The 14407-nt window shown below is 58.0% G+C and carries 10 protein-coding genes; 5 read left to right on the top strand and 5 right to left on the bottom strand.

Features of this window, described 5'->3' with window-relative positions; translation table 11 throughout:
- Positions 1-963 precede the first annotated feature (963 nt).
- Positions 964-2466, top strand: a complete 1503-nt coding sequence (locus JFV26_RS32455) for an ATPase domain-containing protein (RefSeq protein ID WP_201197598.1) — start codon at positions 964-966, stop codon at positions 2464-2466.
- Positions 2463-4133, top strand: coding sequence for a response regulator (locus JFV26_RS32450; RefSeq protein ID WP_201197597.1), 1671 nt, complete (start codon positions 2463-2465; stop codon positions 4131-4133). The genes JFV26_RS32455 and JFV26_RS32450 overlap by 4 nt, the downstream gene beginning before the upstream one ends.
- 112 nt (positions 4134-4245) lie before the next feature.
- Here JFV26_RS32450 and JFV26_RS32445 read toward each other — a convergent pair whose 3' ends face one another.
- The 5 genes from JFV26_RS32445 to JFV26_RS32425 all read right to left on the bottom strand — a co-directional run bounded on the left by JFV26_RS32445 (position 4246) and on the right by JFV26_RS32425 (position 10786).
- Positions 4246-4623, bottom strand: coding sequence for a response regulator (locus JFV26_RS32445; protein WP_059405185.1), 378 nt, complete (start codon positions 4621-4623; stop codon positions 4246-4248).
- A 77-nt stretch (positions 4624-4700) separates the two neighbouring features.
- Positions 4701-5882 (bottom strand): hybrid sensor histidine kinase/response regulator, encoded by a 1182-nt coding sequence (locus JFV26_RS32440; RefSeq protein ID WP_201197596.1) that lies wholly within the window; start codon positions 5880-5882, stop codon positions 4701-4703.
- On the bottom strand, positions 5876-6469 hold the full coding sequence (locus tag JFV26_RS32435; RefSeq protein ID WP_201197595.1) for a chemotaxis protein CheB: 594 nt from the start codon (positions 6467-6469) through the stop codon (positions 5876-5878). Before JFV26_RS32435 ends, JFV26_RS32440 begins: the two co-directional genes overlap by 7 nt.
- Positions 6466-7281 carry a CheR family methyltransferase gene (locus JFV26_RS32430; RefSeq protein ID WP_201197594.1) on the bottom strand — a complete coding sequence of 272 codons (816 nt, stop codon included), beginning with the start codon at positions 7279-7281 and terminating at the stop codon, positions 6466-6468. The genes JFV26_RS32435 and JFV26_RS32430 overlap by 4 nt, the downstream gene beginning before the upstream one ends.
- Positions 7282-7294: 13 nt before the next feature.
- Positions 7295-10786, bottom strand: a complete 3492-nt coding sequence (locus JFV26_RS32425) for a response regulator (protein WP_201197593.1) — start codon at positions 10784-10786, stop codon at positions 7295-7297.
- 262 nt (positions 10787-11048) lie between these two features.
- Here JFV26_RS32425 and JFV26_RS32420 point away from each other — a divergent pair, with 262 nt between their 5' ends.
- The 3 genes from JFV26_RS32420 to JFV26_RS32410 all read left to right on the top strand — a co-directional run bounded on the left by JFV26_RS32420 (position 11049) and on the right by JFV26_RS32410 (position 14283).
- Positions 11049-11408 carry a response regulator gene (locus JFV26_RS32420; RefSeq protein ID WP_201197592.1) on the top strand — a complete coding sequence of 120 codons (360 nt, stop codon included), beginning with the start codon at positions 11049-11051 and terminating at the stop codon, positions 11406-11408.
- Positions 11409-11771: 363 nt separating this feature from the next.
- Positions 11772-13091 (top strand): glycosyltransferase, encoded by a 1320-nt coding sequence (locus tag JFV26_RS32415; protein WP_201197591.1) that lies wholly within the window; start codon positions 11772-11774, stop codon positions 13089-13091.
- A 286-nt stretch (positions 13092-13377) separates the two neighbouring features.
- Complete coding sequence (locus JFV26_RS32410) at positions 13378-14283, top strand: AraC family transcriptional regulator (RefSeq protein ID WP_201197590.1); 906 nt, start codon at positions 13378-13380, stop codon at positions 14281-14283.
- The last annotated feature ends 124 nt before the right edge of the window (positions 14284-14407 follow it).

Genomic DNA, 14407 nt, shown 5'->3' with positions numbered 1-14407 from the left:
CCCTGTAGGAGCTGCCGAAGGCTGCGATCTTTTGATCCTGACCTTCGGCGATTCCAAAGACGCTAAAAGATCGCAGGCTTCGCCAGCGCCTACGCCCATCGCGTCTTATCTCGGTATAGCGGTCGAATCCCGCCTCCGTAGGAGCTGCCGAAGGCTGCGATCTTTTGATCCTGACCTTCGGCGATTCCAAAGACGCTAAAAGATCGCAGGCTTCGCCAGCTCCTACACCCATCGCGTCTTATCACCTATAGCGGTCGAATCCTGCCCCTGTAGGAGCTGCCGAAGGCTGCGATCTTTTGATCCTGACCTTCGGCGATTCCAAAGACGCTAAAAGATCGCAGGCTTCGCCAGCTCCTACGCCCATCGCGTCGTATCACCTATAGCGGTCGAATCCTGCCTCCGTAGGAGCTGCCAAAGGCTGCGATCTTTTGATCCTGACCTTCGGCGATTCCAAAGACGCTAAAAGATCGCAGGCTTCGCCAGCTCCTACACCCATCGCGTCTTATCTCGGTATAGCGGTCGAATCCTGCCCCTGTAGGAGCTGCCGAAGGCTGCGATCTTTTGATCCTGACCTTCGGCGATTCCAAAGACGCTAAAAGATCGCAGGCTTCGCCAGCTCCTACACCCATCGCGTCTTATCACCTATAGCGGTCGAATCCTGCCTCCGTAGGAGCTGCCGAAGGCTGCGATCTTTTGATCCTGACCTTCGGCGATTCCAAAGACGCTAAAAGATCGCAGGCTTCGCCAGCTCCTACGCCCATCGCGTCGTATCACCTATAGCGGTCGAATCCCGCCCCTGTAGGAGCTGCCGAAGGCTGCGATCTTTTGATTTTTTACGCAAAAACAACAGTCGAATACAAAAGGTTGAACCGTCGCCCAGGCCAAGGGTCAAGAGAAACAGGCAGTCAATTCAGGCACTTCAGGCCTGCTGCCTCACTTCCCCTGGTCATGAGAGGGCATTTTTTGTCTACATCTAATGCGTTGTTCAGTGCAAAAGCCGCCACCGGCATTGAAGGTCTGGATGACATCCTGGCCGGCGGATTGTCCCGCAGCCACGTGTTTTTGCTTGAGGGTGAACCCGGAACGGGCAAAACCACCGTTGCGTTGCATTTTCTCCTTGCCGGTGCCCGTGCCGGCGAGCGCACGTTGTACATCACCCTGTCAGAAACCGAACGTGAACTGCGCCAGGGCGCGTTGTCCCACGGTTGGGAACTGGATGAGAACATCCGTATCTTTGAGCTGACACCACCGGAGAGCCTGCTCAATGCCGAGCACCAGCAGAGCTTGCTGTATTCCTCAGACCTGGAGTTGGGCGAAGCCACCAAACAGATTTTCGAAGTGGTTGATCGGGTCAAGCCGACCCGTGTGGTCCTCGACAGCCTCTCCGAAATTCGCCTGCTGGCCCAGAGTTCACTGCGCTATCGACGGCAGATCCTGGCCATCAAGCACTACTTCGTGCGTTATGACGCCACCGTGCTGCTGCTCGATGACCTGACCACCGATTCCCTCGACAAAACCGTGCACAGCGTCGCCCACGGGGTGATTCGCCTGGAAGAACTGACGCCCAACTACGGTGCCGAACGCCGTCGTATTCGCGTGGTGAAATACCGTGGCCAGAAGTACCGTGGCGGCTTTCACGATTTCACCATTATGGGCGACGGAGTCCATGTGTTTCCGCGCCTGGTGGCCGCGGAACACCGGGGTGGCTATATTCGCCGGCAATTGACCAGCGGCATCAAGGAGATGGACACACTGCTTGGCGGCGGCATCGAAACAGGCTCCAGCACGTTGATCCTCGGCCCGGCCGGTACCGGCAAATCGCTGATCTCGATGATCTTCGCTGCAGCGGCTGTTGCCCGCGGCGAAAAAGCCGCGCTGTTTATCTTCGACGAAGAGCTGGGCCTGCTGTTCGAGCGCATGAAAAACATGGGCATCGACCTCAAGGCCTTGCAAGCCACAGGCAATCTGCTGATCGAGCAAGTGGACGCCGCCGAATTGTCCCCCGGTGAGTTTTCCCATCGGGTGCGTCGTTGCGTCGATGAGCGCGAGATCAAAACCGTGGTGATCGACAGCATTAATGGCTACCAAGCCGCGATGCCGGAAGAAAACGCCCTGGTGCTGCACATGCACGAGCTGTTGCTGTACCTCAATCGCCGAGGCGTCGCGACGTTCATGACCGTCGCCCAGCATGGTCTGGTCGGGGACATGCAGGCGCCGGTCGATATCACCTATCTGGCCGACACGGTCATTCTGTTGCGCTACTTCGAAGCCCTGGGCAAGGTGCGCCGGGCGATCTCGATCATCAAGAAGCGTACTGGCCGCCACGAATCGACCATTCGCGAGTACCGCATCAGCGGCACCGGCATGACCATCGGCGAACCGTTGGACGCGTTCCAAGGTGTGTTGCGTGGTGTACCGACCTACTTGGGCGCAAGCAAGCCGCTGCTTGAGGAAGACAACCAGTGACGGCTCTGGCGGCGACATCCGAGCGCGCGATTATCCTCGCGCCACTGGGTCGCGACAGCCAGATTGCACTGATGATGCTCAATGAAGCGGGTTATGCCGGTGTCATCAGCCGTGACCTGACGCAGCTGTGCAGCGAGCTGGAATACGGCGCAGGCCTGCTGCTGATCTCTTGCGAGGCGTTAATGGGTGGTGATCTGGCCCCCCTGCTGGGGCTGATCGAGCAACAACCGGCGTGGTCGGATTTGCCGATCGTGTTGTTAACCCACCACGGCGGCCCCGAGCAGAACCCCGCTTCACGGCTTGGACCGCAACTGGGTAACGTGACCTTTCTCGAACGCCCTTTCCACCCGGTGACCCTGATCAGCCTGGTCACTACTGCGCTGCGCGGGCGACGACGACAGTACGAAGCCAGAGACCGGCTGATCGACTTGAGCCAGAGCGAACTGCGACTGCAAACCACCCTTGAAACCCTCGAGCAACAAGTCGCGGAACGCACCGCGCAGTTGCGGCACAACGAAGAAGCCCTGCGCCAGTCGCAGAAAATGGAAGCCGTTGGCCAGTTGACCGGCGGCATCGCCCACGACTTCAACAACATGCTGACCGGCATCATCGGCAGCCTGGAGTTGCTGCGCCGGCGCCTGGCCCGTGGACGTACCGAAGACCTGGACAGCCTGATCGATCTGGGCGTGACCTCAGCCAATCGCGCGGCCGGCCTGACTCACCGTTTGCTGGCGTTTTCCAGGCGCCAATCCCTGGATTCAAAACCGGTGGTAATGAACACCCTGGTGACGTCAATGGGCGAGTTGCTGCAACGCAGCATCAATGAAAGCATTCACCTGGACATGCAACTGAGCGAACAGCTGTGGGTGGCCGAAGCCGATCCCAACCAGCTGGAAAGCGCCCTGCTCAACCTGGTACTCAATGCCCGCGATGCGATGCCTGGCGGCGGCCAGCTGCTGGTGAAGACCTTCAATCAACATCTGGATACGGGCTTCACTGAATCCCACGGCAACCTTCAGCCCGGGGATTACGTAGTGCTGAGCGTTACCGACACTGGCTGTGGAATGGCGCAAAGCACCATCAATCGCGCGTTTGACCCGTTTTTCACGACCAAACCCATCGGCCAGGGCACCGGCCTCGGGTTGTCGATGATTTATGGCTTCAGCAAACAGTCCCGTGGCCACGTCACTATCCAGAGCGAAGTCGACAACGGCACCACCGTTAACCTTTACCTGCCGCGCTACCTCGGCGACCTGGGGCAGGATCCCCTCGTCGACATCGAGCAAGCGCCTTTCGCTCAGGACGGCGAGACCGTACTGATTGTCGAAGACGATCCAGCGGTTCGGGTATTGGTCAGTACGGTGCTGAGCGAGTTGGGTTATGCGTTTTTCGAGGCCGGGGATGCCAACAGTGCAGTGCCGATTCTGGACTCCGCCCAGCGAATCGATCTGTTGATCAGCGACGTCGGCCTGCCAGGGATGAACGGCCGACAACTGGCAGAAATCGGCCGTCAGTACCGGCCGGATCTCAAGGTGCTGTTCATTACCGGGTACGCCGAGCATGCCGCCGTGCGCGGTGGCTTCCTCGACCCGGGCATGCAGATGATCACCAAGCCGTTCACCTTCGATTTGTTAACAGCAAAGGTACGGGAAATGATCCGGATCTAAAGCACGGCATTCGCGTAGGAGCTGCCGAAGGCTGCGATCTTTTGATCTTGTTTTTGAACAGCAAGATCAAAAGATCGCAGCCTTCGGCAGCTCCTACAGGGGCAGAGTGCACTTAAGAGAGCATTTCCTGCATGAGTTCCTGCAGCACATCCAGGTCGAAAGGCTTGCCCAGAATCGGCGCCTTGCGGGTGATCGGGCTGTCGGTCTCGCGGATTTCCTGCGGATAACCGCTGATAAAAATCACTTTGAGCTCCGGACGCAACTTCACCGCAGGCTCGGCGATCTGCACGCCGGAAATCCCGCCAGGCAGGCGGAAGTCGGTAATCATCATGTCCAGGTGCGGTTTGCTCGCGAGGATTTCGAACGCCTGCTCGCCGTTTTCAGCCTGCAGCACGCGATAACCCTCACCCGACAGATAGGCAGACAACACCATCAAGATCGAGGGGTCATCCTCGACGATGAGTACTACATCTTGCGCATCTTCACTCATGGGAAGCCTTTGTTCGGTCAATAGCTGCTGATACGACCGTGGAGTCGTTCAGAGGTTGCGTTGATCTGGCTGTTTTCCTACAGCGGCAGACAAACGCGAAATAAGGCGCCTTCGTTGATTTTGCTCTCGACGACGATGGATCCGCCATGGGCGGCAACGATTTGCTCGGAAATAAATAGCCCAAGCCCAAGCCCCGCGACAACGGTCTTGGCTGAAACCCGTTCGAACTGTTGAAAAATACGCTTCTGGTTCTCTTCACTGATACCAATACCGCGATCCTGGACCTCGACCCGGGCCTGACCTTCGTGACTGTACACCCGCACGTCAATCGGGCCTTTGCCACCATAACGCAAGGCGTTGGTCAGCAAGTTGGAGATCACCTGCTCGATACGGAACTCATCCCAGCGACCGTCCACCGACTCATCGGCAGTAAACGTCACCGCTGACTCGGCGGCATCGAATTGCGGCGCGAAGTTTTGCAGCAGATCGCCCACCAGCTTCTTCAGGTCGAAGCGGCTCGGTCGGATCGACAGTTTGCCGGTGCGAATGCGTGACACGTCCAGCATGTCTTCAATCAGCCGGATCAGGCTTTTGATCTGCCGTTCATCGCGATCAACCATGGCGTGCATCTTGTCCAGGGTAAACGCCGCGGCGTTGTCCCGGGCCAGGTGCATCTTGCGCAACTGGGTTTCGAGGATCAGGCCATTGAGCGGCGTGCGCACCTCGTGGGCAACGATGGACATGAAGTCATCGCGCATGCGCACGGCTTGCTCCAGTTCGTTCTGGGTGTTCTGTAATTGCTTGAGCAGCGCTTCCTGTTCGCGGCGGCTTTGCTCCAGGGCTTCGACCTGTTGCTTCATCGCCTTGCTCTGGCGATACAAGTCAACGAACACATTGACCTTGCTCTTGACCGCGTGGATATCCAGCGGCTTGTGCAGGAAGTCCACAGCGCCGCTTTCGTAGCCTTTGAACGCGTAGTTCAACTCACGGCCGGCGGCACTGACGAACACGATCGGGATGTTCTTGGTCTTTTCCGTGCCGCGCATCAACTCGGCCAGTTCAAAGCCATTCATGCCCGGCATCTGCACGTCGAGAATGGCAATCGCGAATTCGTGCTGCAGCAGCAGCGACAGCGCTTCGTCAGCCGACAGCGCCTTGTAGACAGTGCGATCTTCGCGCCTGATCAGCGCTTCGAGGGCCAACAGGTTCTCCGGCAGATCATCGACGATCAGCAGTTTGGCTTGAATATTACTCAGCATGCTATTCGTTCCAGCTCGACAAGCAGACGGCCGATGCCGCGGATGGTAAGAATGTGGTCGGGTTGATGCAAATCCAGCGCAGCCTTGGGCATGGTTGCGACTTGGGCTTCGTCCGGGTCTTGCACCACGGTCAGGCCCCCGCGGTGTTTGACCTGGGCCAGGCCGCTGGCGCCATCGCGGTTGGCACCGGTCAACAACACGGCGGCCAACGCGGGTCCATAGGCGTCGGCGGCAGACTCGAACAAGTAATCGATGGCCGGCCGCGAATGGTGCACGCGGTCCTCCAGGCTCAACGAGAAACTGCGGTCCTGCTCCACCGAGAGGTGATAGCCGGGCGCTGCAAAATAGAGCGTTCCGGGATCGACCAAGGTCTTGTCAGCGGCCTCCACCACTGGCATCGAAACTCGCCGGGCAAATACTTCGGCCAGTTGGCTGCGGCGTTCGTCAGGCAAATGCAGCACCACGATGATCGGCAGCGCAAAACCTTTGCGCAGAGGGCTGAGGAGGTTCAGCAACGCCTCTACTCCGCCGGCCGAAGCGCCGATCACGATAGCCTCCACGGTAGGCAAATCAGTTGCACTGTTCATGATTTGCGGTAGATCCGTTCGTGTTTGACCAAGGGCTCGAACTGCTTGCCGAATGCCGAAAAATCCGGAGTTTCCTTGCTGCCCAACACCAGGAAACCACGATGACACAGCGACTCGTGGAACAACCCAAAGGCACGATCCTGAAGCTTTTTATTGAAATAAATCAATACATTGCGACATGAAACTAATTGAGTTTCTGAAAAGACACTGTCCGTCGCCAGGCTGTGATCGGCAAAGGTCACGTTCTCACACAGGCTCTTGTCGAAAATCGCATAGCCGTAAGCCGCCGTGTAGTAATCGGCAAATGAGCGCTGGCCACCGGCCTGCTGGTAATTAGCAGTGTAGGCGCGGACGTTCTCCATGGAGAAAATTCCCTGTTTGGCTTTGTCCAGGGAGCGAGGGTTGATGTCGGTGGCATAGATGATCGTGCGGTCGAGCAAACCTTCTTCGCGCAGCAGGATCGCCATCGAATAAACCTCTTCGCCGGTGCTGCAGCCGGCAATCCAGATCTTGATCGACGGATAGGTCTTGAGCAGCGGCACCACTTCCTTGCGGATCGCCAGGAAGTGCGAAGGATCACGGAACATCTCACTGACCGGGATCGTCAGCAATTGCAGCAACTGCATGAATGCGGTCGGATCGTGCAGGACTTTTTCCTGCAGCGCCGAGATGGTGGTGCACTCAAACTGACTCAGCGCATGTGCAACCCGGCGCTTGATCGAAGCGCCGGAATAGTCGCGAAAGTCATAGCTGTACTTGAGGTAGATCGCCTCGATCAGCAGCCGCAATTCGATTTCGGTATTCTTTTCCACTAAAAGCTTTCCACTAAATGCGTTCCATCTTCGGTAACCAGACGCGAATCAGCGAGAACAGGCGATCCAGGTCGATAGGCTTGGCCAGGTAATCGTTGGAACCTGCCGCCAGGCAGCGCTCCTGATCATCCTTCATGGCCTTGGCCGTCACCGCGATGATCGGCAGCTTGCGCCAGCGCGGGTCCTGGCGGATCAAGGTCGTGGCCTCGAAACCGTCCATTTCCGGCATCATCACGTCCATCAGCACCAGGTCGATGTCCTCGACTTCATTCAATCTTTCAATCGCCTCACGACCATTTCGACCGATCACTACGACTGCACCCTTTTGCTCCAGCGCACTGGTCAGGGCGAAGATGTTGCGCACATCGTCGTCCACCAGCAGTACCTTGCGCCCCTCGAAGACCTTGTCGCGACTGCGCGCGGTCTTGAGCATCTTCTGCCGCTCATGGGACAACTGGGATTCGACTTTGTGCAGAAAGAGGGTCACCTCATCCAAAAGCCGCTCTGGCGAGCGCGCGCCCTTGATGATGATCGAACGCGAATACTTGCGCAGGTCGGCCTCTTCGTCCCGGGTCAGGTTGCGCCCGGTATAGACGATCACCGGAGGGAACGAGCAGATGTCTTCGATAGACATACGCTTGAGCAGATCGTTGCCGAGCATGTCGGGCAGTTTCAGGTCGATGATCATGCAATCGAAAATCGTCGTGCGTAGCAGGTCCAGCGCTTCCTGGGCGAAGCCGACGGCGGTGATCTCGATGTCTTCGTCGCCGATCAGGCGGGCAATGCTGTCGCGCTGCAAGTCATCATCTTCCACCAGCAGCACCCGCTTGACCTTCTGGGTCAGCTTGGCTTCCAGGCGGGCGAACACGTCCTTGAGCTCTTCGCGGGTAGTCGGTTTGACGGCATAGCCGATGGCGCCCATGTGCATCGCGGCTTCGACCCGGTCTTCGACCGAGATCACGTGAACCGGAATGTGACGGGTTTCAGCGTGCTCCTTCAGGCGCTGCAACACGGTCAGCCCGGAATGATCCGGCAGGCGCATGTCCAGCAAAATGGCATCGGGGATAAACTCTTTGGCCAGGTCGTAGCCTTCGTCAGCGCCGTGGGCCACCAGGCACTGATACCCGAGTTCGTGGGCCAGGTCATAGAGGATATGCGCAAAATTCGCTTCATCTTCCACCACCAGAATGCAACGTGTGGCGAACGGCGCCTTGGCGCGATCATCGTCGAAGCGCGGGATGTCGACTTCGGCAATCAGCGGCACCCGCGCGGCAACCGGGGCGCTCGGCGAATAAGCAACCGGAGTGACCCGCATCGGTTCGACCGGCTCATCACCCGGCTCGACGTACTGCAGTGGCAACACCAGGGTGAACGCACTGCCCTGCCCCAGTTCGCTGCTGACGCTGATCGAGCCACCCAGCAGATTCGCCAGGTCCCGGGAAATCGACAGGCCTAACCCGGTGCCGCCGTAGCGCCGGTTGGTGGTGCCATCGGCCTGGCGGAAGGCTTCGAAAATGCTTTCCTGGTGATCCACCGCGATGCCGATCCCGGAATCACGAACGATAAAGGCAATGCCCTCGCCCGGCTGACTGACAACGGTCAGGCTGACGCTGCCTTTCTCGGTGAACTTGACCGCGTTGGACAGCAGGTTTTTGATCACCTGCTCCAGACGCTGGCGGTCGGTGAAGATCATCATCGGCGCGCCCGCCTGCAACTCGATCTGGAAATCCAGCTTCTTGTTCGTGGCCATTGGCTCGAACATCCCGCGCAAACCATCCACCAGACGGGTGACGCTGGTGTTTTCCGGGCGCATTTCCAGCTTGCCGGCTTCGACTTTGGAAATGTCGAGGATGTCATTGATCAGGTTGAGCAAATCATTGCCGGCCGAATAGATCGACTCGGCGAACTTGACCTGTTCGGCACTGAGGTTTTCCTGAGGGTTTTCCGCCAGCAACTTGGCCAGGATCAACGAACTGTTCAGCGGCGTGCGCAGTTCGTGGGACATGTTGGCGAGGAATTCGGACTTGTACTTGCTGGAGCGCTGCAGTTCTTCGGCGCGATCTTGCAGTTGAGTCTGGGCTTGATTGAGCTCGGTGTTCTTCTGGTCCATGGCGTCGCGTTGATCGGCCAGGATCTGCGCCTGCTCGGCGAGCTGTTCGTTGGTCTGCTCCAGTTCCACCTGCTGGGTTTCCAGGTGCGCCTGGGACTCCTTGAGAATCCTCGATTGCTCTTCCAGCTCCTCATTGGCGGTCTTGAGTTCTTCCTGCTGAACCTGGAGCTCTTCGTTAAGCTGCTGGGTTTCGACGAGTACTTCCTGCAAACGCTGGCGATAGCGCGCGGCTTCGATCGAGGTACCGATGTTGCCGGCAATCAGTTCGAGCAATTCGATGTCACGATCGTTCAACGGGCGCAGGAAGCCGAGTTCGATCACCCCATTGATCCGCTCATCGTCGCTGGTCGGCACCACCAGCACACTGCGCGGCAAGCCTTCGCCCAGGCCAGAGCTGACTTTGAAGTAATCGTCAGGTACGGCATCCAGGCGAATCAGACGTGCCTGTTGCACCGCTTGACCAACAATGCCTTCGCCGTCGTAGATCGACTGCCCCTGCTCTTCCTGCTCGCGAGAAATGCCATAAGCAGCCACGCGCTTGAGGCCGCCATGTTCTTCACGCACGTAAATGGCCGCCACGGCAGTACCCAGGTACTGCGCGCAGAACTTCAGAATATTGCGGCCCAACAAGTTAAGGCTCAGTTGCCCCAACACCTGCTCGGCCAGTTCGGTCTGGCCATTGCGCAACCAGGCTTGCTGCTCCAGACGTGCGGCACTGGCTTTTTGCGCTGCGAGGTTGGCACCGTAGCTCTCGGATAGATTGAGCAAGTCACGCCGGCCGACATAAGCCAGCAACCCGCTGATACCGGCCACGAACAGCAGGTACAGGGTGATGCTCCAGATCGTGGTGCGGCGCACGTCTTCGTTGCGCGTGGTGCGCAACTGCTGCTCCATGTCGATCACATCTTGAAACTGATTACGGATCTCATCAGTCAGGCGCTTGCCGCGCCCGGCCTTGACCGCGGCGCGGTAATCGCCACTGGCTCGTTGCAAATCGATCATCGATTGTGCGTAGGTGGCCCACTCGGTTTGCAAGGCCTGAAGCCTATGCAAACGATCGGTTTGCACCGGGTTATCAGCCGTCAGTTCGAGCAAGGTATTGAGGGCCACCGCGATTCTCGGCCTGGCCGTTTCGTAGGGATCCAGAAAGTGCTCGTCGCCACTGAGCAGGAAGCCACGCATGCCGGTTTCCAGATCGACGGTCAGCTTCACCGCTTCATTGGCGTTATTGATCACCCGGTCGGTGTGCTGGACCCACTGGATGACGGATAACAGATAAGTGATCAACGCCACAAAGAAAACCGCGCTGATCACGCCCACCCCCAGCGGCAAGCTGACGTTGCGGCTCAAGAGTTTACGAAATCGTTGCTCATCAACCGAAGACGCAGAGGTCATTGGGTAGGCCTTGTCGAACTGTTGAAAACCAAGGAGTTTGCCCCAAAACGGCCACGCGGATCTAATTTTCTGACAGGTTTGCCAGCAAATTCCTTCAATTAACTGCTCTTGGTCAATGCCGCGCGTTATCCTTGCCAGACTTATACAGCTATTGTTTTTTGTATCGGGTCGGAAACTTGTCGGGGGCGGCATTTACTCAAGCAAGAGACCGGTAATTTCGATCGCCCGCCGCCCCTGGAATTCACCCTTGAGAGCTACCACTATGTCTTCTGAAGCATCCATCATTCTTGTCGTCGAAGACGATGCCATCGTACGCATGCTGATCGTCGATGTGCTGGAGGAACTCGAATTCAAGGTTCTGGAAGCGGATGGCAGCGAGAAGGCCCTGGAGTTTCTCAATGACGAAGACCAGTACATCGACCTGATGATGACGGACGTCGGCTTGCCAGTGATGGACGGTCGGGAACTGGCCACCCAGGCGCGGATGCTGCGCCCGGAGCTGCCGATCCTGTTTGCCAGCGGCTATGCCGAAAGTATCGACGTACCGGCCGGCATGCAGGTCATCGGCAAGCCGTTCTCCATTGATCAGTTGCGGGACAAGGTCAAGGGCATGCTGGCCTGAGGCGGTAAACGTGGCACAAACCAGCGCAATGTGAGCATTTCAGCTTGATCGGGCGCTGACCTGCCAGGCCTGACACGGGTTCCCGGACGGCCGTTTCGAAACGACCATGGTCAGGGTACTCCCGAATACGTATCCGACTCAGGCACCACCTGCCGATGAGGCGTTTTGCCAAACACTGCCAGTACACAGGCTCAATAAATAAAACACGACAATCCCAACGCTTTGCCCTGCAGGGTGGTCGTGTTTCATTAACGCTTGCCGGTCATTCATTATCGCTGCCTGACGCCGCGGCTCTGCGTTCAAAGCCAATCTTGCTGTGGTTTAATTGCGCCCCTGCCCGATCAGCCGCCTCAAGGAATACCGATGACCCCGTCCCACGCAACCAAAGTCCTGGTCATTGGTTACGTCTGGCCCGAACCCCGTTCTTCAGCGGCCAGCGGGCATGTCATGCAGATTCTCGAGACGTTTTTGCACGAAGGCTGGGACGTCACCTTCAGCAGCCCGGCCGGGGTCGGCGAACACAAGGCCGACCTCGCAGCGCTGGGCATTCGCGAATGCCCGATCGAGCTGAATAACAGCAGTTTCGATACGTTCATCAGCGACCTGGCCCCGGATATCGTGCTGTTCGATCAGTTCATGATGGAGGAGCAATTCGGTTGGCGCGTGGAGAAGCACTGCCCCGACGCCCTGCGAGTGCTTGAGACTTCCGACCTTCAAAGCCTGCGGCACGCACGGCACCAGCGCCTCAAGGACCGCTTGAAGACCAGCGCCGATGAGAACGATTTCAGCGACCTGTTTGCCCCGGCCTTGCGCGAAGAGTTCGAGCTGATGGCCGGCACTGACCTGGCAAAACGCGAAATTGCTGCGCTGTATCGCTGCGACCTGAACCTGATGATATCGCCGGTTGAAATCGAGTTGCTGGTGGCGCAGTTCAAGCTCCCTCGGGACTTGCTGCATTTGTGCCCCTTGATGCCGAAGATGCCCCTGACGTCCCATAAGGCCTTTGAAGATCGTGCGCACTTTCTCAGCATTGGCAACTTCCGCCATGCGCCGAACTGGGACGCGGTCCTCTGGATGAAAACCGCGGTCTGGCCGTTGATTCGTCAACAATTGCCCGGTGCGCAGTTGCATCTTTATGGCGCCTACACCCCGCCCAAGGCCACGGCACTGCATAATGCGGCGCAGGGTTTTCACATCATGAACTGGGCTGAAGACGCGCTGCAGGTGATGTCGGCAGCGCGAATCTGTCTCGCACCTTTGCGTTTTGGCGCAGGGATCAAAGGCAAGATCGTCGACGCCATGCTGTGCGGCACGCCGACCGTCACCACCCCCATCGGTGCCGAAGGCATGAGCGATGGCCTGCCCTGGCCGGGCGATATTGGCGAATCCGCCGCAGCACTGGCCGCCGCTGCCGTTGCGCTTTATCAGGACCCATCGCTCTGGGCCCAGGCCCAAGGGCATGGCGACCGCTTACTCGCCGCCCAATACAGCCAGTCAGAACACGGCCCGGCTTTGATCGAGCGCCTGCAAATCTGCCGTCGCGACCTGGCGCAACGCCGTCGAGACAACTTCACCGGCGCGATGCTTCGTCATCACGCGCATAAAAGTACGCAGTACATGGCCCAATGGATCGAGGCAAAAAATCGCCATGGCGAGTCGTCTGTTGCCGATTCTCGCGGGTGATATCAGGCATTAAGTTACTGGTATAAGGCTATGTTTATACATATGTTTCAGGCCTTATAAAAATCCGCTACCGGCTTCTACGCTTTGCCCAGGCGTTGATTTTTTCACGTTTGGGTCAGCGGCTGCCGCATCATCGGCAGCGACTTTTTCGACGAGGCAGAGATCGTCGGTACTGCCGGGGCGTCAACAGCATCAAGGCGCCTCTGCAGGGCGACTGACAGGCTGCTGGCGTTAGCGTCCCGGAAAGAGGCATCATCAGGGCGCGATAACAATAAAAGCGCCTGCCATGAGCCGATCAGCCAGAATCACCGATCCTTCCTACGAGTTGATGGACGACCACAACGGGTTGTCCATCATCTATCGCCAGCACGGGTTTCCCTGCCCATTGGTGCGCTGGCATTTCCACAAGGAATACGAGTTGCACCTGATCGTCGCCAGCTCCGGCAAGGTCTTCATCGGCGACTACATCGGCAACTTCTACCCCGAATCGCTATTCCTCACCGGTCCCAACCTGCCGCACAACTGGATCAGCCAGGTGGCCGAGGACGAAGTGGTGCCCAAGCGCGACATGCTGGTCAACTTCACCGATGAACTGTTCGACAGCGGCCATCTGGTGTTCGCCGAGCTCAAGACGTTGTCGCCACTGCTGGAGCGTGCGCAGTACGGTATCGAGTTTCGCTGCAAGCGCACCATCCGCCAGGCCATGACACTGATGCAGCGCATCGCCGATACCAAAGGCGTGACCCGGCTCGGGCACTTTTTCATTTTGTTGGAGGTGCTGGCGGCGTCTGATGACTATCAGTTGCTGTCCGGTGCCTCGACGCCGCAACTGGCGGATGAACATAACGTTGATCGCACCAACCGGGCAGTGGATTACATTTTTGCCCATTACGCCCGGGAACTGCCGCTGGAAGAAGTCGCCGAGCACCTGGGGATGAAGCCAACGTATTTCAGCCGGGTGTTCAAGCAGGCCACCGGGCGCTGCTTTATCGAATTCGTCAATCGCCTACGGATCAGCAAGTCCTGCGAACTGCTGGCCGATGGCGACAAACCGGTGACCGATGTGTGTTTCGAGTCCGGCTTCAACAACATTTCCAATTTCAACCGGCGGTTCCAGCAGCTCAAGGGAATGACGCCGTCCCACTACCGGCGGTTGGCGGTGCAGCGGTTGACCGAACAAAATGTGGGTTAGCCGTTAAAAGATCAAAAGATCGCAGCCTTCGGCAGCTCCTACAGGGAGATACGATCCCATGTAGGAGCTGCCGAAGGCTGCGATCTTTTGATTTGCGTTTTTAAAAACCTATACGCATTCCATA

The organism is Pseudomonas sp. TH31, assembly GCF_016650815.1.
Classification (GTDB): domain Bacteria; phylum Pseudomonadota; class Gammaproteobacteria; order Pseudomonadales; family Pseudomonadaceae; genus Aquipseudomonas.
The sequence above is the reverse complement of the archived record's forward strand: the minus strand, read 5'-3'. Positions and strand labels throughout refer to the sequence as shown.

Excerpts from the sequence above, each read along its gene's own strand:
- JFV26_RS32420 (WP_201197592.1), top strand. The coding sequence starts at position 11,049 with ATGTCTTCTGAAGCATCCATCATTCTTGTCGTCGAAGACGATGCCATC.
- JFV26_RS32445 (WP_059405185.1), bottom strand. The coding sequence starts at position 4,623 with ATGAGTGAAGATGCGCAAGATGTAGTACTCATCGTCGAGGATGACCCC.
- JFV26_RS32415 (WP_201197591.1), top strand. The coding sequence starts at position 11,772 with ATGACCCCGTCCCACGCAACCAAAGTCCTGGTCATTGGTTACGTCTGG.
- JFV26_RS32410 (WP_201197590.1), top strand. The coding sequence starts at position 13,378 with ATGAGCCGATCAGCCAGAATCACCGATCCTTCCTACGAGTTGATGGAC.
- JFV26_RS32425 (WP_201197593.1), bottom strand. The coding sequence starts at position 10,786 with ATGACCTCTGCGTCTTCGGTTGATGAGCAACGATTTCGTAAACTCTTG.
- JFV26_RS32440 (WP_201197596.1), bottom strand. The coding sequence starts at position 5,882 with ATGCTGAGTAATATTCAAGCCAAACTGCTGATCGTCGATGATCTGCCG.
- JFV26_RS32435 (WP_201197595.1), bottom strand. The coding sequence starts at position 6,469 with ATGAACAGTGCAACTGATTTGCCTACCGTGGAGGCTATCGTGATCGGC.